Annotated in this window: 20 protein-coding genes; 4 read left to right on the forward strand and 16 right to left on the reverse strand. The window is 64.0% G+C overall.

The annotated features are described in order from the left end of the window. Positions 1-329 precede the first annotated feature (329 nt). Entirely contained in the window at positions 330-506 is a 177-nt protein-coding gene (locus AUL34_RS22100; RefSeq protein ID WP_156420728.1) for a hypothetical protein, read from the forward strand. Between the two features lie 37 nt (positions 507-543). On the opposite strand, the gene AUL34_RS01560 is transcribed toward AUL34_RS22100, so the two are convergent. Then, positions 544-1,044, reverse strand: coding sequence for a PAS domain-containing protein (locus AUL34_RS01560; RefSeq protein WP_061930091.1), 501 nt, complete (start codon positions 1,042-1,044; stop codon positions 544-546). A 92-nt stretch (positions 1,045-1,136) separates the two neighbouring features. On the opposite strand from AUL34_RS01560, the gene AUL34_RS01565 reads away from it, so the two are divergent. After that, positions 1,137-1,346, forward strand: a complete 210-nt coding sequence (locus tag AUL34_RS01565; protein WP_061930093.1) for a hypothetical protein — start codon at positions 1,137-1,139, stop codon at positions 1,344-1,346. A gap of 35 nt (positions 1,347-1,381) precedes the next feature. Here AUL34_RS01565 and AUL34_RS01570 read toward each other — a convergent pair whose 3' ends face one another. From AUL34_RS01570 to AUL34_RS01610, 10 genes are all read right to left on the reverse strand, one after another. After that, positions 1,382-2,935 (reverse strand): hypothetical protein, encoded by a 1,554-nt coding sequence (locus tag AUL34_RS01570; RefSeq protein WP_061930095.1) that lies wholly within the window; start codon positions 2,933-2,935, stop codon positions 1,382-1,384. A 78-nt stretch (positions 2,936-3,013) separates the two neighbouring features. Further along, positions 3,014-3,367 (reverse strand): DUF1353 domain-containing protein, encoded by a 354-nt coding sequence (locus AUL34_RS01575; protein WP_061930097.1) that lies wholly within the window; start codon positions 3,365-3,367, stop codon positions 3,014-3,016. After that, positions 3,367-3,858, reverse strand: a complete 492-nt coding sequence (locus tag AUL34_RS01580) for a hypothetical protein (protein ID WP_061930100.1) — start codon at positions 3,856-3,858, stop codon at positions 3,367-3,369. Before AUL34_RS01580 ends, AUL34_RS01575 begins: the two co-directional genes overlap by 1 nt. A 3-nt stretch (positions 3,859-3,861) precedes the next feature. Then, on the reverse strand, positions 3,862-4,413 hold the full coding sequence (locus tag AUL34_RS01585) for a DUF4376 domain-containing protein (RefSeq protein ID WP_192845670.1): 552 nt from the start codon (positions 4,411-4,413) through the stop codon (positions 3,862-3,864). A 59-nt stretch (positions 4,414-4,472) separates the two neighbouring features. After that, positions 4,473-5,150 carry a hypothetical protein gene (locus tag AUL34_RS22105; protein WP_156420729.1) on the reverse strand — a complete coding sequence of 226 codons (678 nt, stop codon included), beginning with the start codon at positions 5,148-5,150 and terminating at the stop codon, positions 4,473-4,475. Continuing rightward, on the reverse strand, positions 5,150-5,485 hold the full coding sequence (locus AUL34_RS01590) for a hypothetical protein (RefSeq protein ID WP_061930105.1): 336 nt from the start codon (positions 5,483-5,485) through the stop codon (positions 5,150-5,152). Before AUL34_RS01590 ends, AUL34_RS22105 begins: the two co-directional genes overlap by 1 nt. A 3-nt stretch (positions 5,486-5,488) precedes the next feature. Beyond that, the gene (locus tag AUL34_RS01595) at positions 5,489-5,899 is read right to left on the reverse strand and encodes a hypothetical protein (protein ID WP_061930108.1); all 411 of its coding nucleotides are present in this window, start codon (positions 5,897-5,899) and stop codon (positions 5,489-5,491) included. After that, positions 5,896-6,786 carry a hypothetical protein gene (locus tag AUL34_RS01600; protein WP_061930111.1) on the reverse strand — a complete coding sequence of 297 codons (891 nt, stop codon included), beginning with the start codon at positions 6,784-6,786 and terminating at the stop codon, positions 5,896-5,898. The genes AUL34_RS01595 and AUL34_RS01600 overlap by 4 nt, the downstream gene beginning before the upstream one ends. Beyond that, positions 6,783-8,321: a hypothetical protein gene (locus tag AUL34_RS01605; RefSeq protein ID WP_061930114.1), complete on the reverse strand. Its 1,539-nt coding sequence runs from the start codon at positions 8,319-8,321 to the stop codon at positions 6,783-6,785. Before AUL34_RS01605 ends, AUL34_RS01600 begins: the two co-directional genes overlap by 4 nt. Then, positions 8,318-13,708, reverse strand: a complete 5,391-nt coding sequence (locus AUL34_RS01610; protein WP_061930117.1) for a phage tail length tape measure family protein — start codon at positions 13,706-13,708, stop codon at positions 8,318-8,320. The genes AUL34_RS01605 and AUL34_RS01610 overlap by 4 nt, the downstream gene beginning before the upstream one ends. Before the next feature lie 73 nt (positions 13,709-13,781). On the opposite strand from AUL34_RS01610, the gene AUL34_RS01615 reads away from it, so the two are divergent. Both AUL34_RS01615 and AUL34_RS01620 read left to right on the forward strand, forming a co-directional pair. Further along, positions 13,782-14,033 (forward strand): hypothetical protein, encoded by a 252-nt coding sequence (locus AUL34_RS01615; protein WP_156420730.1) that lies wholly within the window; start codon positions 13,782-13,784, stop codon positions 14,031-14,033. A gap of 84 nt (positions 14,034-14,117) precedes the next feature. Next, entirely contained in the window at positions 14,118-14,345 is a 228-nt protein-coding gene (locus AUL34_RS01620; protein WP_061930124.1) for a hypothetical protein, read from the forward strand. On the opposite strand, the gene AUL34_RS01625 is transcribed toward AUL34_RS01620, so the two are convergent. The 5 genes from AUL34_RS01625 to AUL34_RS01645 all read right to left on the reverse strand — a co-directional run bounded on the left by AUL34_RS01625 (position 14,326) and on the right by AUL34_RS01645 (position 16,408). After that, positions 14,326-14,868, reverse strand: a complete 543-nt coding sequence (locus tag AUL34_RS01625) for a hypothetical protein (protein ID WP_156420731.1) — start codon at positions 14,866-14,868, stop codon at positions 14,326-14,328. The two genes, AUL34_RS01620 and AUL34_RS01625, sit on opposite strands and share 20 nt — an antisense overlap. Then, positions 14,861-15,142, reverse strand: a complete 282-nt coding sequence (locus AUL34_RS01630) for a hypothetical protein (RefSeq protein ID WP_061930130.1) — start codon at positions 15,140-15,142, stop codon at positions 14,861-14,863. Before AUL34_RS01630 ends, AUL34_RS01625 begins: the two co-directional genes overlap by 8 nt. A gap of 17 nt (positions 15,143-15,159) precedes the next feature. Next, positions 15,160-15,519, reverse strand: a complete 360-nt coding sequence (locus tag AUL34_RS01635; protein ID WP_061930133.1) for a hypothetical protein — start codon at positions 15,517-15,519, stop codon at positions 15,160-15,162. Between the two features lie 98 nt (positions 15,520-15,617). Beyond that, positions 15,618-16,079, reverse strand: coding sequence for a hypothetical protein (locus AUL34_RS01640; protein ID WP_061930135.1), 462 nt, complete (start codon positions 16,077-16,079; stop codon positions 15,618-15,620). Positions 16,080-16,171: 92 nt separating this feature from the next. After that, positions 16,172-16,408: a hypothetical protein gene (locus AUL34_RS01645; protein WP_061930137.1), complete on the reverse strand. Its 237-nt coding sequence runs from the start codon at positions 16,406-16,408 to the stop codon at positions 16,172-16,174. Positions 16,409-16,417 lie beyond the last annotated feature (9 nt).

Here is a 16,417-nt window from a genome sequence, read left to right on the forward strand (position 1 = left end):
CCACCGATTTTGACGCTGAATGACCCGAACACGTCGTTCGTGTTGGCGACGGACGGGCGGATCTCTTTAGAATGTCAGTCTGCAGGCCTCCCTCCATTTGCCTTCTCATTCGATGACGCAACGTCCCTCAGGATTGCGCGAGAGTGGCAGACGCTGGCAAGCACTCCGCGGGGCGATCGACATGCAGGCAACACGCTCTGACCTGAGGTGCAGCTTCCCTTAAGCGAGGCAATTCGTCCGGCGCCGTTAGCCCCGGGCGAATTGCCATTTGAGACGGGGGCTGCAGGGCTTTAACCGGATGTTCGCCTACTGCCTCCCATCCTACCGTAATGGAAGCTGATCAGACGAACGTACCGGCTCGGGCGGACGACCTATGGGACGAGGTTGTGCCCTATCCCATGTGGGTCTGCGTGCTGATCCAGGTCGGCGGCTTCCTCACCATTGCTGCTGTGATCGGCGGTCTTGGCTGGTCGACGGTGCAAGTCGCCAGCTGGATCATCAGCTAAGACCCACGCCGTTTCGAGTTGAAAGCGGAGGGGCTCCCTAAGTCTTGGCGTCGGCGTCCTGACGCATCAGGTGGATCAGGATGTGTTCCGCCATCAGCTTGACCGGCAACCCTTGCCCGCCAGCGGCTAGGGTCATGATCTGCAAGGCGAGATCGGCAATCCTGTCTGCAGATGTCTCGTCCGCATCGTCCCGCTCCACGATGCGATTACATGTGGCTTGCAGTTCGCCCGCCTCATTTTCGATCCAAAAGCCTTCGACTTTCACATCGCGATATACGCCGAACCGATCGCGGAGCGCGTAAGTGAGACGGAGTGGCTCTCGAGCTACGATAGCGGCTTGCGCAATGCGCCGGACGTTCGGCAGATCGTTAGGGTGAACGTACGTTCGATACTCTTCCCCATCCAGGACGACGCTTTGGGTGGAGACCCCGAGGATCGATGCTAGGTTCGCGTCTAGGTGAAACTTGTCGCCCTTGGGGCACCATACGAGACCGCCGTCGATCCTAATATTCGCCTTCGCGCTCTGCACATGCGGCATACACCACCTCTCCCAAGGTCCACACCTTCAGCCTATACGTGTGAAGGCACAACTCGGATGCACATTGAGGTGGAATTCACAGGAATATTAACATGCCATTCACTTACCGCGACCCATCCACCCTTCGCGAGATGTCTGAACAACAGCTCCTGGATAGCCTGAAAGAACTAGCTGGCGGTATCCTTCGTGAATTGCAGCGTCGCGGTTATGAGATCCAGCTGAATGTGCTGGCGGACAGTGACACGGCCCACGGTGGGGCCGAACCCCTAGAGATCACCCTGCGGCATGCTGCAATAGAGTAGCGTCGTTGGCATCAGCTTCGTGACGTGAAGGCGAGTTAGCTCGGGAAGCTTGCCCCGTAGTCCGCGGCGATAAGCTGCGGGATGGTAACGACCTCGATCGTGCCCGCGTCGCGAAGCTGGGCCAGCCGTTGAAGCCATGTGGTGAAGTCCACATCGAGCGGCTGATGGAAGTGGTACATCACCGTCGCGCCGCGCTGGATGGCGCGATTGACGTTGACCATCAGGGCGTCGGCGTCGAGGTTCGAGGTGGAGCAGCTCGGGAACAGCAGACAGCCGTCGTTGAAGCCATAGCGCGTCGGGTAGGTGCCTGCGTCCGTCGTCCGCGCGAGCTTCACGCCTGCACCTTTGAGTGCCGCAGGCAGTTTGCCGCGATCGTAGGGGCCGCCGACCGTTGTGCGATCCTCGTACACCCCATCCGGATAGCAGATGCCATCACCCCCGTACCCGCCCGGACCGTTGACGAGGCCGTTCGCAGCAAGCCATGCACGACCACGCTCGATCTCTGCGACGTTGTCCGACGGCTGAGCACGGGTGATGCCATTGCTGCTCGCCGTCATCACCCCGTCGTCTGCCGTCCCGTCGAGGCAGATGGCGTGACCGCGCGCGTAGAGATCCTTCACCATCGCGAGCGTCATGCGGCCGCTGGTTGACACGGCGCCGCCGATGAATTTTTCCCACGGGGCGAAGAAGCTCAATTTGAAGCCGTAAGCTTCGGCCTGACCTGCGTTCTTCGTGTATTGCGTGTCATACCCGTCGTCCATTGTGATGGCGACCTTGGTCATGCCGCGCGATTTCGCCAGCGCCATGATGTGCTTGCGCACGGTCAGATTATTGGACCCGGTGAACGAAGCCGCAGTGGACATGTTCAGGACCGTTGGCGTGTTGATCGCAGCCAGCGTCGAGACCTCGCTGACATTGCGAGACGTTGAAACGACGCCCAACGTCCCATCGTCCGCGAGGCCGGACCTGGGCCCGCCGCCAATCGCATTGCGATACGCCGTGTCCGTCGCAAAGCCGTAGGTCGGGCCATTGGACTGGTTCTTGGCGGGGTCGGTGCCGCGGTCCTGGAAAAAGGTGACGACGTCCCACTCCGAAGGCGTCTGCGTGCCGATCGACTTATATGCGCGGCCTGCGGCTCCAGTTTCTGTGACGACCAGCTTGCCCCAATCCACCGCCAAGGTCGGGAGCGGAGATCCTGCGGGCGACCACGCAGTCGTCGTGGCGAAGTCCTGAAGGACGATCGCAGTGACAGGCACCGGGTTCCATGCCGCTGCGACCTTCTGCGTTCCAGCGTCGGTGCCGGCCATGACGAGGCGGAAGCCAATGTCGTCGTTCGTCGCCGTGTAGGTGCGGCTGATGGCCCCGGAAATGGCAGTGCGCTGCTTCGGGCTCGCCAGCGTCTCGCGATACCACTGCGGCGAGGTCCAGTTGGGGCCAGTGTAGGTCTGCCCGACCGAGCCGTCCGTCGTCTTCGTAACGAGGCCGTAGATTGCTGGAACCGAGGGCACCACTCCGCCACCCGCGGCAGGGGTGATGATGCCGGCGCCGATGTAGCTGTTCGTTCGTTGGGAGTTCGATTTCGACGCCATGCAGGCCTCCGTGCGGGCATGAAAAAGGGCGCTCGCGGCGCCCGGTGATTGGTCTGTGGAGTGGTTAGTTCTCGCCGGTCAGGACCAGCGAAAGAATGCGACGGCGGCCGTCATGACGAACCGCCTGGCTGCCGACACGCCGTCGGCATTCAGTGCTTGGTTGAACGCCCCGGCGGCGGTGACGCGGTCGAACCCCTGACGCAGCAGCTCGTCGTGAAGCGCAGCCGCCTTCAGGTATCGCGGGTCGTGCGGGTCGAAGATGAGCCGAAGCGGGCCGGCTGGAATGGAGACGTCGAAAAGCGTCCCGTCATCCACCTCGAACCAGTAGTTCGACCCCTTTCTGCCGATCTCCCAATGTGTCGCGCCGTGCTGGCGGTACTGGATGCCTCCAAGCCGTTCGAAGATGACCGGCGCGTCGGTATAGGCGCCCATCAGCCCGATTGGCCGGTGAAGACGAACAGGGCGAGCGCCAAGTGCGGAGGCGTGGGTAGGTCGATCGCCTTGCCTGCCCCTGCCGTGCCCGTCTGAGCCTCGCCAGCGACAACGGACGTCGTCGGCGGCTTTGTCACGTCGCCGAGGCCGATGCCTGTCAGCAGGGCTTTCTGCGAGGCTGTGGCCGCAGTCGTCACCTTGGCCGAGGAATGCGTGTGTTCCGGCAGCTGTTCGGCGGTCAGGGTCAGCTTCGACGAACCGCTAGTCTGCCCGACCTTCAGCTTGCCGCCTGCCCCCATCAGAAGCCTATCGCGCGCGTCGGGCAGCACCGCCTCGTCGCCGGTCAGCTTCAGCTTGGCGAAGAACTGCGGATAAGCCTTCCGGGTGACTGTGCGCCCGTCCAGGAGAAGCCAACCATCGTGATCGCCAGCCTGGAGGCCCGGCTTGCAGTCACCGGGCTGCGAAATGCGTCGGTATCGTTCGCCCGCCATAGCTCAACTCCACAGCGCGTCGGCCGTCACGTCGGCGATTGTCTCTCCGGCGGTCAGCCGATCCTTGATGCCCTTCGCTACGAAGATCAGCCGCTGCTTATGCAGCATCGCGGAATAGCCCATCGTGATCATGGCGTCGGCATCGAGCGGCAGCATCGAGTTGTCGAGCGTGATCCATGCGAAGACGTCCGCCCCCTTTTCCGCGTCGAGCCGCTTCTGCCAGGACAGCTCGCCCGGCTCTGCGCCGAGAAGCTTTGCATCTTGCGCAGCCGACTTCGCCCCGGCGATGTTCTCCCGGTCTTCGGCGCGGGATTGGATGACCTTGCCCATGAAGGGGAAGCCAGCCTCGATCCTGCGCACCTTTTCGGCTTCGACCAACATAGGCAGGTCCGCCGGATCGGGATCGCTCGCCGCCTCGATCGGCACGATGGCGTAGCCGTCCCCGCGCTTGACGACAGCCTGCGTCAAGGGATCGTAGGAGCCAAACTTTACGAACCCCAACTCGCGTCGGCTGTCCGGCTGGTTGGCTAGGTCTGTGCGCGCAAGCCCGTCCACAGTGTAGGCGCGTTCCGGCAGCTTTTCCGGCGGACCATCGTTGCGTCGGTAAAGATCAATCATGCTCCCGCCACCCGAATAGCTTGTTGGTTGCCGTTGTTCGTGCGCAACGGAGTTATCCCGAGCGTCTGAACACCGGGAGGCACGTCTCTCGTTAGGAACGCCGCGAAGCTCATCAGACTAGTCTGGCCAGAGGCAAGCGTATCTGATCGCTCTAGGCCAAGAGCGACGTTGGAACTTCTCGCGGAAACAAAGCTCAGGACGTCACTCGACTTCGCTGAATATGGCACCGCAATGCTAGTCTGATTTCCGAAACCTCTCGACGATGGGAAGCCGACGAACTCAGTGTCGCGAAGAGCAATAAGGACACCCCACCAGCTGACGCCACCGGTCTGGACGTTGAAGACAGGGTTCGCCTCAGACGAGCCTTCCGAGATCTTGGCAATCATATCAAGCTGATATCCGCCGTAGATGTCGTATGGTCCCGGCACGAACCATCCAGCGTTATCTGTCACTACTTTCACGCCGTTCGAGCTAGACATCCAGACCGCCAGTAGGAAGTCACCCGACGCCACGTTGGCTGGCTTTAGAAGCGTGATCGGCTTGAGGAAGTTGGACTGGGTTGCTTCCACAAACTGGGCTGGGCCAACTCCAATGATCGTCGCAGGAGATGAACCACTTCGCCGATCGCTCAACCGCTCGAAGGGGCGCCCGATCCCCGCCATCAGCGCATCCATCAGGCCGCCTCCTCGAAGATCTTCGTAGCGAGGGCATAAAGGTCGCCAGCGGCCGAAGCCGAGGCCTGAACGCTATCGCCAGGGTCAAGTGTGATGCGCGTCATAAGCGCATCCCGCGCTTTCACCGTGGCGTTGACCGGCAGGATGGGCCGGGATGCACTAGACGCGCTCTTGTCGATCAGCAGGCACTGCGTGAGGTCAACGCTAGCCGCACCGTCGATGTTCGAGAACCGGATTTCGTACGTCCGCACTTTGGCGTCAGCCTCGGCGTTGACGACGACGGTCTGAAGCCCGGTCGTGAGCGAGACCCCGCCTTCGGCTTTGGTGTTGGACATGGTTTAGCCTCCGAAGGCGAGAGAATAAGCGTTGGTGGATGCGATGCGTGCGGAGAAGGCGTCTTGCGCTGCCTCCAGTTCGGCGAGTTGCGCCTCGACCTCCGCCGAGATAGTCGATAGGTCGATGACGACGGCGCCGGACTGTCCGTTGACGCTGGTCACTGGCCCAGCCTCAATCGCCGCGACGGCAGCTTCGAAGCGATCAGCGATGCTCTTGATCTCAGCCAAGGCGCTCGCCGATACACGAACCACGCCTTGGGCGAACCGCACGAAGTCCGTCAGCGCCCCGGTGAACACGCCGCGGCTGTAACCATCTCGCCCCAAGCCGAAGATGTTCTTGAGCCGATCCCATGGGGCGTCGTTGACTTGAAGCAGGCGGTCGCCGGATGCGTTTTCGTCGGGCGTCAGGCTCATGGAAGCCGTTCCTTGAGTTGGAAGGAGATGTTGGCCAAGCGCGGGGCGGAGCGCTCCCACGTAGGCGGCTGGCGCAGTCGCGCGAGGAAGCTGAGCCGGTGCAGGTTGGCTGGCCGGAAGTCGTTGACAACGAACACCTCGCCGTCGACCCCGATACGACGGCCCATCTCTAGGCCCTGATCCAGCGTCTCCTGCTCGGGCAGATAGCCGTAGTTCAGCTGGTAGACCCGGAACGGCTCACGTCGGTCGAAGCTCTCCGCGCCGGACATCGACTTCTCGACCGTCGTGTCGGTCTCAATGCCAAGTGAACTACCGATCAGCGGGTTGCGCGCTGGCTGCCAACCGGACATGCACAGCAGCCGGCCAAGGTCGATGAAGCCGTCAGGGTTGTCTTCGTCGAAGATCTGCACATCCAGCGCCGAGACGCGCACGTCGTCATCGAAAATCGTGAAAGCGTTCTGCGTCAGGCCCTCAAGATCCTTCGACCGCGCCTTCTGATCCCAGATCGTCTCGTCGCCCCACTCAAGCCCAGGCTCGGCGCCGATTGTGGGGTAGGCGTCGAACACCGTCTCGAACGCGATGTCTGTGCGCCCGACATCGTAGTATCCGGTCAATCCGATCTGGGCTGAGATCGACAGGCTCGTGTTGCAGAGAAAGAACGCCGACAGCTTGGTCAGGTTGGTGAAGGTGATGGTAAAGCGCGCATCGTCCGGCGAAGCCGACGCAGAGCGCGCGATCAGCCCGAGTTCGGGGTCCTGCAGGTTGGCGAGCGGGATCACCCACTCCCCGCCAGACAATGTCGCACCTGGGATCTGACCGAAGCGGCCGGCGTAGGCCAGGTCCGACTTGTTGTCGTAATACAGCTTCAGGATGCGGGGATCGTTCATGCCCAGACGTCCAGCGTGGTGAGGTTGGTTCCGTAGGTCGGAGCGATGCCGAGCACGCGGGCCAATCGTCCTTCATCGAGGCCGTAGCGGTTCACCTGCAATGTGACGCAGGCCCCCGGCTCGACATGGGCGACCGTCTGGCTCGCCTGGACGATCTGGAAGCGGCGGCGCGTCACGCGGTAGATCGCAAGCAGCCGATCCGCCTCGGCTCGCGCATCTGCCTCCTGAACGAAACAGGTCTCGAACAGCATCTCGATCGCGCGCGGATGGAGCGCGGCGGTCTCGGGTGCCTCAACCTTCACTTGACGCCACTCCTCCTTCGCGAAGGTGCGGAAGGCGTCGTCGCTGGCGACCTCTTTCAGGTCGCTCTCAGAAAACGTCGTGTAGGCCCGCCCAAAACGAACGGTCAGGCTTTTTGCTGCCATCCCCTCGCCCGTGTCCTCCGTCGGCAGGCGGGCGAACCCCTCGCCTCGATCGATGATCCGATTGCGCGTCAGGACCGTAACCGGCACGCCGGCCGGCAGTTCAAGGCGGCCCGTCACGAACACGCCGAAGCGATCCGGCAGGAGCCAGCCGCCGACCGACGCGAGTATCGTCGTGGCCGCTGCCAAGACAGTTGTCTCGCCCTGGCTGATCCACAGGCCACATTCGGCAGGGTTGGCCGCGTGGAGTGCGTCGAAGGACGCTTCGTCGACGGGAACTAGCGAGCCGAGGATGCGTCGAGAAACCCGCGCCGTAGAGCGGTCGGCCGCCGTCGCACCTTCTGCCGCGTCCAACGTCAGCGTACCGTCAGGTCGCAAGCCTGTGCGCAGGAGACCGAGCGCGAGACAGGTGGCGTACTGGCCTGCTGCCACCGTCGCAGCCTTCAGCGCGGCTAGGGTCGGATAGTCCTGCGAGGCCTGTAGCTTCACGCCGCCGTCGCGCACGTTCTCGATCAGCGCCAGGGCGTTGCTCGCGACTTGATAGACATTGTCGAACTGGTCGACCATGACGGGCGCGATTGACAGCGCCCGGCCGAACAGCATCGGCTTCTTCACGTCCTTGAGGTCGACGTTACCCTCGGCAACCGTAAGCCCACCGTTGATCGTCGTGCCGAGATAGGCGAGCGGCTGGATCGCCTCGCGCAGGAGTTCCAACCGATCCATGAGCCGGATCTGCACGTCCCGGCCGTTGAAGCTGGCGAGGTCCATGGTGCCGATCAGCACCGTCTCGCGCGAAGCCCACGGGCTGTTTGATCGCTTCACCGACCAGATGCGGATTGCTCGTCCGTCGAGCGCCAGGCGTTCGATCCCGTCAAGCTTGCCGTCGGCATTGTTCAGGACGACCTCGCCGACGCCCACCTCGCTCGAACCGTAGGTCCGCCCCTCGCCGAAGAGATGCCGCTCGAAGTTTCCGGGGTCTTTGAGCCGAGACCGGAACACCGCGTTGGCCGGCGTGTCGCCAGGCTCTGTCGTGTAGGGCTTGGAGCCAAAGCGCAACGTCTCCGCCGCGCCAGTCGTCTCGTCGACGGCGTCGATCTCAACCAGGATGATCATGCGCTCTTCTTCGACTTGATCGCAGCGCGCCGTGACGCGAAGGCTGCCTGTTCCGCCGCGCTGGACATGCGATTGGTGGCGTCAATCGATCCGCCGAACCCCTCGGCCAGCGTGTCCACGATACGGTCGAGCCGCATGGTGACGTCGCGCATGTCGCCTCGTGAGGCGAAGCCGCTCTGGCCGTTTAGATTGGCCGCCGTGCGCCGAAGCATCTCAGTCCGGGGGTACGGGTCACGAACGAGACCGAGGCGCATTGCGTCGACCTTCTGCGCACCACCAGCTCGCGCCACGTCATCCTGGTTCCAAACGACTTCGCCTCGATGGACGAGACCGGCCACCTCTTTGCGGCCGCCCGGCCCCGTGTAGCCGCCGGCATCGTAGTTCATGCCCGCATAGCGCTGCTCAATTGCGCGCAGGATGGCCTGATCGGACGGCTTCATGGACGAAATCCATGCGTTCCATCCGCCTGAACCGAAAGCGCCCGTGTAGTCGTAGCCGGCGGCGCTCGCCGCCTTGACCATGGCCTTGTTGCGTTGGGGGTTCAGGCCCCAATTGCGGGTGTCGTTGACGGCCTGCTGGCTCTTCAGTAAATCCGCGAGCGCCTTCTCTACGTTTACGCTGGTGTCGGCGATCGTCTTCAGGAACGCCGCCTGCTTCTCCATGGTGGTGAGCTGGCTAGTCGCCTTGCCCTCGGCCGCCTTCAGCGACGCGCTGACGCTGTTGAAGATGGCGACGTATTCCGGGCTCGTCTTGAAGTAATCCTTGGCCTTCGACAGAAGGTCGCCGGCCGCGCCGGTCAGGTTGCCCATTGCCTCCTTGTCGCCCGCGTTGGCCTTCGCCAGCGTTTCGCCGTAGACCCGCTGGGCCTCCTTCACCTGGTCGGCTTGGCTCAGGGTCGAGCTGTCGCTGAGCTTCAGCTGGCTCTGGTAGGAACGCAGCCCGTCGCGGTAGCTGAGGATCGTCTGATAGACGCTTTGCAGCTGCGACTTCGACGCGTCGAGCGAGGCGAGCGCCGCGTCCCTGGCGTCCTGCGCCAACTCCGCCGCGGTGCGCGCCGTGCCGTTGAAGGCCTTCACAACGCCGGACAGCTGCGGAAAGGCCTTGATCAGCGCATCGAACGCGTCGCCCGCCAGTTCGGACCCGTCGACGATCCGCTGCGCCTGCTTGGCGAAGATGGTCGGCAGCAGCGACGTGTCCGCGCCGAGCTTGGCGGCGTCCTCCTTCGACTTGTCGAACGTCTTGATCAGGTCGCGCGCCTGCGTGAGGTAGCCCTCCCCGTTCAGGTCGTCGAGCTGGTCGCGCAGGCCCGTTTCGAAGTCGCTGCGAGCCTTCGTCATGGCGAAGGTCAGGTCTTCCTCGACGATCCGCGCGACGTCCTCGCTGGCGACGCCGAGCTTGACCAGTTCGGTGCGCAGAGCCGCCGCAGCGCCTTCCAACGCCAGGACGTTGCTCTGGACCTCCGTCAGGTCTTCGGACCCGCGAAGGGCCGCGCGCAGCTGCTCGACACCGGCCTTCTTGGCGCGATCCACCTCGGCGGCCGCATCGCCGAACGCGACGGACGTGTCGTCGACAAAGGTCAGGAGCGTTTCGGACGCCTGCCGGATTGCGTCGCGCGCCTTCGCCCACGGGCCTTCAAGACCCTGACCCGCCAGGAGACCGCCCTCGTTCGTCTCGAAGCTGTCGCGGAACGCGGACTTCGCCCGGTTCTGATAGGCGTAGCGATCGAGGCCGACTTGGTAGTGCAACGCGGTGCTGTTTTCGCTGCCGTATTTCCATGCCTTGCCGCCGACCCGCATGAAATCGGACAGCGCCTGGTCGTCGGCCGCGAAGCTCTTGCGCAGGTTGCTGGTCGGGACAGCGCCCGACTTCATGCGCTCCTGGTACTCGCGCCACTGCGGAAGCATCTGCTCCCACTCAGCGGCCTGCTGCCGGTGCGCGGCTTCGCGCTCCTTCTTGTTGAAGAGGTTCTTGGCGAGACCGCCGAGCACGCCAGCGCCGATGCCCGCGATGATGCCGACCGGGCCGAGGCCCATGCCTATTGCGCCGAGACCGCCGGACAGAGCCCCCGACAAAGGCCCACCCGACGCACCGGAGCCGAAAGCGCCCAAGGCGTTCATAGCCCCCTGGCCGAACGGCGACTTCAGCAGTCCCATCAGGCCGCCCGTGCTGCCCGACGCGGACTGCGGCGCCCCTGCATCGAACCGGCCGCTGGTGTAGCTCTCCGGGCCGCCGAGCTTCCGCTGATAATCCTCGAGGCCTTGGGATACGCCCTTGGCAACGATCTTCTGATCGTTGGTGGACGAGGCGACGTTGGTGCTGCCGAGGTGCTTGTTGAACAGCGAGGCGAACTTGGAGCTGTAGCCGCTGACGGATGTGCCGACGACGTCCTTCGCCGCAAGATTGCGCATCCCACCTTCGCCGGCGAACCATGCCTGCGAAGCCCCGACCATGCCGTACTTCGTTGCGTACCGATCCCCGAAGCGGCTCTTGAACACCGCATCCTGGATATTCTTGCTGCCAAGGAACTCGACGTTGGAGACGACGCGCCCGAGCGCCTCCTTCGACCACTGCGGGATGTTCGCGCCCATCATCTGATAAGCGCCGTAGGCCCGGTCGCCGGTGCGCGTGATCGGGCCGAGCGCGGAATAGTTGCCGGCCGGCGAGCCGCTCTCGATCGTGCGGATGGCCTTCGCCGCAGCGTTTAGTTCGCCGGAAAAACTCGTGAGCGCGGGAAGAACGCTCCGCTGAACCGTCGCGATCGGTGCGGCATAGGTCTGTTCGATGGCGCGGGTGGCGCCGAATGCGGGGGCGTTCTGGTTTGCGGCAGTGCGGGGGGCGTTCGCAGTGAGGGTGCCGAGAGCACCTAGAAGGCCGCCGCCCGAACCCGACGATGGCGACCCTCCGGAGAATGCGCCGACGAGCTTTTCCAACCCGATCCGCGCGAACGCCTGGGCCATGTTTTTCAGACCGCCGAGAATGCTGTCGATCGCGTTCTCGCCCGACATGAAGCCGTCGACGATGTCCCTCAAGGCGTCGCGGCCGATCTCCCCGGTTTCTTGAAGGCGGTCCTGCGTCTCGATCAGCGCATCGTTGAACCGACGCTCTTCGGCGAGACGTTGCCCGTTGGCGCTGGTGTAATCGACCCCCGTGCTCCGGACGAACTCGCGGACGCGCTGCTCGGCTTCCGGTAGGCCAAGGATGGACCTTTCGAAGGCGAGATCGTCGAACGCTGTGCTGACCCGCTTGGCCTGCTCCTGCGTCTCGCGCAGCTTCGTCAAGCTGTCGGTCAGGGTTCCGATCTCGGCCGCCGCCGCCTCGATCTCGGCGACCTGGGCAGGGGTGACGACCTGATTGTTTTCCCGCGCCAGCCGGTAGGCGTCCGCCAGCATGCGCGTGCGGGCTTCGGCCGAAGCCATGGCGCCTTCAGACTGGCCGAACATATCGACCTGCCGGCGCATCGCCTCCACCTGATCCAGGGTGGCCGTACGCTGGTCTTCCACTGCCTTCAGGTAGGCCTTCGCGTCCTCGGCGCGCTTCAAGCCGGCGTCGTGCTTGGCCTGCTCGCGCACGGCGGCCGTGGCCTCTTGCTGGGCGGCATCGTAGGCAGCGATGGCGTCGGCGTTCCCTGCGACGCTCTCCTTCAGCTTTTCGTAGCGCGCATTCACCTCGGCAATGGCCGCCGCCTCTTCGGAGAGCCCAATGGCGGCACGCTTTGCTCGCTCTTCGCGTAGATTGTCGTTGGCCGCGTCGGTAATCGGCTTCATGGCCGCGTTCGCCGCCGCGACCGCGGCCTGGACTTGACCCATCGTGCGAGCGCTATCAGCGGCCGCTTGGAATGCCGCGTTGATGCGCTCGGCCTCGGTGCGCGCGTCTGGCGCCATGGACGTTAGCTCGCCCATCGCTCGACCGTAGGCGGCGGCCATCCGATCTGCGGCTACTGCTACGCTGTCGAGCGAACGCTTGGTGCCAGCAAGGGTCTGCTGGGCCGTGACGTTGGCTTCGATGCTTTCCTGGGTCGCCTTTGCAAAGGCGATGATCGCCTTATCCGCAGTCGACGACTGGATTGCACCAAGTGCCCTATGGAGTTCGAAGAAATCGGGATTGCCCGCCGAGACAGAAGCCCGAAACGCGTCGGCTGCCTTCTTCAGGTCGACCAGCGCTGGGGCCGTGCGACGGGACAGACCAGTCGCGTCGAATGGGGCGAAGCTTTCCAGTACGTCACTGGCGGATCGCGCTTGGCTTTTCGTCCCCTCACGAACCCTCGCCTCGGCACTTGCCCGAATTGCTTCGATGGAACGGCGTCCGTATTTGTCGGCCCCTTCCTCCGCCAGCCCGTACGCCTGACGTAGCGCCCGGATGCTCTCCGCCTGTTTCTCGACGATGTTGCCGATCGGCTCGACCTTCTCGCGGAAGGTGTACCAAAGCCCGGCGGCCGCGACCGACGCCGCCGTCAGGCCAATGCCGACCGGTCCAAGGGCGGAGACGACGGTGCCGAACGCGCTGCGGGCGGAACCGGCGATCTCCTTCAGGCCCTGCTTGAACCCATTTTGGCCGGCGATCGCCTCGAAAATCTGGCCGCTTTGCGTCGCAGCGATCTGGCCGATGGAAGCGCCGCCGGCATACATCGTTGCGATGTCGATCCCCTGCGACCTCAGGTTCGACATCTGGTGGCCGGCAAGCTGAAGGTTCTCGTTCGCCGCCGTGAGGTTCTTCGTCGCGTCCTTGAACCGCGCGTTCGCCAGGGCATGACCCTTCGCCAACTCGCTGCTGTCGATAGCCCCGGCGCGGGCAAGAGCGTTGTACTGATCGAGCTCGGCGTTCAGCCGCCCTTGGGCCACGGCGACTGGGTCGATCTCGGCGCGCAGCTTGGCGGCAGCAGCGGCAAGCTGCGTCTGCGCGTCGGCCTGGGCTTTGATCGCAGCCTCTTGCGCCTGGGCGTTCCGAAGTGTCTGTGTCGCGGCCTCGCGTTGTGCAGCCGAAACCTTCTGCGTGCTTCCCAGAAGCGAGGACAAACCTGTCGCATCAACGTCCATGCGCAAGTTGGGGGCAACGACGCGCTGCAACTGCTGCTGTAGCTGCTGGATCGAGCGGCCGTATTGCTCGACCGTCAGTCGCCCGGCATCCAGGCCGTTCGTCGCCGCACGCATGCCGCGCTCATATGCGGCCCACGCCGCGGGTGCACCAGCCAACTGGCGCTGGAGGCGGTCGACCTCGCGTTCGACGGTTCCGATCCGTTTCGCGGAGGTGTCAGAAGTGCGGGCGAACTCGTCTACGCCCCGCGCCGCGCCACCCGCCGCTCCCTTAAGCTTGTCGAGCTTGGAGGCGACGGCATCGACCCCCTGCTCTTCAGCTCGGAAGGTCGCGGTCGTGATGGTTTGGTTGGCCATGGAGACCTCAAAGAAAAAGGCCCACCGGAAGGTGAGCCTCGTGTATCAAGCTGCCCACCGAAGGGAGGGGCACATGTGGTTCAAAGCGTTAGTCTCAGTCGCCTGTGTGGCCGTGATCGGGTTCGTCGCGTTTTATAGCTGGGACCGCTACACCGCGGCGTCGGCGCGGCAAGAAGCCGAGGATGCCGAGGTCGCTTTGTTCCAAGCCTGTTCCGAAGCTGCGAACGCTTATCGGGTCGGTCAGCTGACTGCCGAAAAAGCCGTTCAGCTACGCGAATGCAAACGTGTGGGCATACCAACTGGGCTAGAGCACATTTTCGATTGAAAGAAGGCCGGTGAGCGAACCCACCGGCCTTCAGGTTCAGATCAGCACCCTCTGAGAGTGTGATGCGTCAACGGAGGACGACGCATGGCAGATTACAGCGACATCGATCGGTGCATTTCGGCTCTTGAAGCCGTCAAGCTCACCAGAAGCTACTACGCCTCCAGTGCAGAGGGCGCGGAGCAGATCAAGAAAATCGTCACGATGCTCGGCATGAAGGACGAAGGGTATTCACATCCGCCGATCACCCTGAGCGTGGCTCGGGCAATCCATCAGACCTATCTCGGCCCGGTTCCTACGGCACCAGAAGCCTGATCCCGAACGCTGGCGGCCGTTTCAGCCGGATCGTGCCGTCGGCCGGCCGAATGTCGTAACAGGACGGTTCCAGGACGACGTCGCCGTCCATGATCGCGAGAACAGGGCTCGATCCGAGCTGATAGACGTTCTCGCGCTCGTCGATGATCATCGCGTCGACGATACGGCCGGACTTGACGACCGGTTCGGCTGTGGCTCTCAGAGCCTCGAGGGCCAGCTTCGCCTCAAGGCGCTTGATCGCCGCCTTAATCTGCTCGGGCTGGACCGCGAAGGGGCCGGCCCCTGGCTTGGCCGACAGAAGCTGCTTCACCTGCCGGTCGATCGGCACCTCGAAGTTAATCACGAGGTAAGTCTCGCCGTTGGTCCCGGTCACGGGTACGTCGGCATAGCGCCCCTTGGCGAGAGGCAGCCAGTGCATCGGCTCCAGCGCGGGCGCTGCCGAACCCCATACGGTTTCGCCTTCCTGTAGCCGGATATGTGATACGCGACCGCTTCCGGCCTCTGCGTAGCTGACGTCAGCCATGATGCTCTCCTGATGGCGCAGCTGCGGCGCGCTTGAAGCGAGCCAGCGTCTGTCGGAACTGCGCATTGAACTCTTCGTCCGTCTGCGGTTCTGCCTCGTCCTCAGGCTCGGGCACGTCATGCCCGCGAAGACGAGCGCGCTGGCGCCAGTCTGCCGCGATCCGGTCGTTCGCCGACCTGATCGCCGTGTTCAGCCGGACGAGGTCGCACTCGACGATTGCCTCGTCCGTCCAGCCGGGCAGCGCGACGATTGCCGCCCGGTAGGTGCTTTCCAACGCCTCCTCAGGCGTGATCAGCCGTTTCCCTCTGCGCCCTCGTCGGACTGCTTGGTCTCATCGGCTTCGAGGTCGGGATCGCGTCCGCCGTTGGCGAGCCGAGTGACGTAGCTCATCACGTCGCCCATCAGGTGGCGGGTGCCGGCGAGCCACACGGCCTCTTCTAGGTCTTTGCTCGACACGTCCCTCATGGGGACGCCCTGGCGCACGACGAACGTGATTGCGGCGAGGTCGGAGCCTGCGACCGCAGCGAGGGCGTTGGAGAAGCCGCCGAAACGGTTCGAGATGGCGGTGGCGGCCTTGAGGTTGGCCTTCAGTTCATACTCGTCATCGCCCAGCGTGATGACGACGCCAGCGGAAAGGGTCTGTGCGGACATTGGAAGTTCCTACCGGGTTCGGGATGGGTGCCGGGGATCGGGGGTGGACGGACGGCGCCCCGACAACGCCGCCCGCCCGTCTCTCGCGAGAGAGGCTGTTAGGGCGTCACGACCTCGATCGGCGCCTCGTTCGGCTGCAGGGTGAAGGTCACCGTCTGCGTGTCGTTCGGACCACCGCGACCGCGCGGCTTGCCCATGACGAGTGCGGAAATGTACGTGACCGAGAAGGTGCCGTCGGCGTTCGGCTCTTCGATCTTGAAGTTGAACGACGCGAGGCTGTCGGCGGCCGCCTGGCACGCGATCTGCCCGACATCGCCGGCACGCCGCGAGCACACGATGTCCATCGCCTGGGCGTTTGCGGTGCCCTTGGCGTGACGGGCGCGGGCGTCCTCGACTTCCTCGACCGTGATGTCGTTGTAGGTGTCGCCGGTGCCGGGCACCGAGCGGACGCCGCCGATCTTCTTGTATGTGTCGGCCGCGAGCGCGGTCTGCGTGTAGTCGGCCGTTGCACCGCCGATCGAAATGCGCGTGCGCGCGACCGGCAAGGGGTTGTTCGCCATGACCTTGTTCCTTCTGACGATGGCAAAGAAAAAGCCGCCTCAGAGGGCGGCCATGGGTCTCGCGGGATGCGAGATGCGGGAGCGGCGAACCGCTATTCGGTGGGCTTCTCGGCGCCGGCCGTGACGGGCGACTTCTCGCGCGCCGCGCGCGCCGCCTGCTTCTCGGAGCCGCCGATCTCGATCAGGCGGGCGTTCACCTTCGCCTCGACGTGCGGATTATCCTTGTCGATGTCGATGGTGGCGTGCTCGCCGGGCTCGATCTCGTGGACCTCGCCCGCCTTGTCGGTGAGACGCTGGACGATGTGCGAGATGTTGGCGACCTGGACCATGATGGCCTC

Source organism: Aureimonas sp. AU22, from assembly GCF_001463745.1.
GTDB lineage: Bacteria > Pseudomonadota > Alphaproteobacteria > Rhizobiales > Rhizobiaceae > Aureimonas.

What these genes read in the sequence shown, in the direction of transcription:
- AUL34_RS22100 (WP_156420728.1), top strand. Translation starts at nt 330, where the DNA reads ATGGAAGCTGATCAGACGAACGTACCGGCTCGGGCGGACGACCTATGG.
- AUL34_RS01560 (WP_061930091.1), bottom strand. Translation starts at nt 1,044, where the DNA reads ATGCCGCATGTGCAGAGCGCGAAGGCGAATATTAGGATCGACGGCGGT.
- AUL34_RS01565 (WP_061930093.1), top strand. Translation starts at nt 1,137, where the DNA reads ATGCCATTCACTTACCGCGACCCATCCACCCTTCGCGAGATGTCTGAA.
- AUL34_RS01570 (WP_061930095.1), bottom strand. Translation starts at nt 2,935, where the DNA reads ATGGCGTCGAAATCGAACTCCCAACGAACGAACAGCTACATCGGCGCC.
- AUL34_RS01575 (WP_061930097.1), bottom strand. Translation starts at nt 3,367, where the DNA reads ATGGGCGCCTATACCGACGCGCCGGTCATCTTCGAACGGCTTGGAGGC.
- AUL34_RS01580 (WP_061930100.1), bottom strand. Translation starts at nt 3,858, where the DNA reads ATGGCGGGCGAACGATACCGACGCATTTCGCAGCCCGGTGACTGCAAG.
- AUL34_RS22105 (WP_156420729.1), bottom strand. Translation starts at nt 5,150, where the DNA reads ATGGATGCGCTGATGGCGGGGATCGGGCGCCCCTTCGAGCGGTTGAGC.
- AUL34_RS01590 (WP_061930105.1), bottom strand. Translation starts at nt 5,485, where the DNA reads ATGTCCAACACCAAAGCCGAAGGCGGGGTCTCGCTCACGACCGGGCTT.
- AUL34_RS01595 (WP_061930108.1), bottom strand. Translation starts at nt 5,899, where the DNA reads ATGAGCCTGACGCCCGACGAAAACGCATCCGGCGACCGCCTGCTTCAA.
- AUL34_RS01600 (WP_061930111.1), bottom strand. Translation starts at nt 6,786, where the DNA reads ATGAACGATCCCCGCATCCTGAAGCTGTATTACGACAACAAGTCGGAC.
- AUL34_RS01605 (WP_061930114.1), bottom strand. Translation starts at nt 8,321, where the DNA reads ATGATCATCCTGGTTGAGATCGACGCCGTCGACGAGACGACTGGCGCG.
- AUL34_RS01610 (WP_061930117.1), bottom strand. Translation starts at nt 13,708, where the DNA reads ATGGCCAACCAAACCATCACGACCGCGACCTTCCGAGCTGAAGAGCAG.
- AUL34_RS01615 (WP_156420730.1), top strand. Translation starts at nt 13,782, where the DNA reads ATGTGGTTCAAAGCGTTAGTCTCAGTCGCCTGTGTGGCCGTGATCGGG.
- AUL34_RS01620 (WP_061930124.1), top strand. Translation starts at nt 14,118, where the DNA reads ATGGCAGATTACAGCGACATCGATCGGTGCATTTCGGCTCTTGAAGCC.
- AUL34_RS01625 (WP_156420731.1), bottom strand. Translation starts at nt 14,868, where the DNA reads ATGGCTGACGTCAGCTACGCAGAGGCCGGAAGCGGTCGCGTATCACAT.
- AUL34_RS01635 (WP_061930133.1), bottom strand. Translation starts at nt 15,519, where the DNA reads ATGTCCGCACAGACCCTTTCCGCTGGCGTCGTCATCACGCTGGGCGAT.
- AUL34_RS01640 (WP_061930135.1), bottom strand. Translation starts at nt 16,079, where the DNA reads ATGGCGAACAACCCCTTGCCGGTCGCGCGCACGCGCATTTCGATCGGC.
- AUL34_RS01645 (WP_061930137.1), bottom strand. Translation starts at nt 16,408, where the DNA reads ATGGTCCAGGTCGCCAACATCTCGCACATCGTCCAGCGTCTCACCGAC.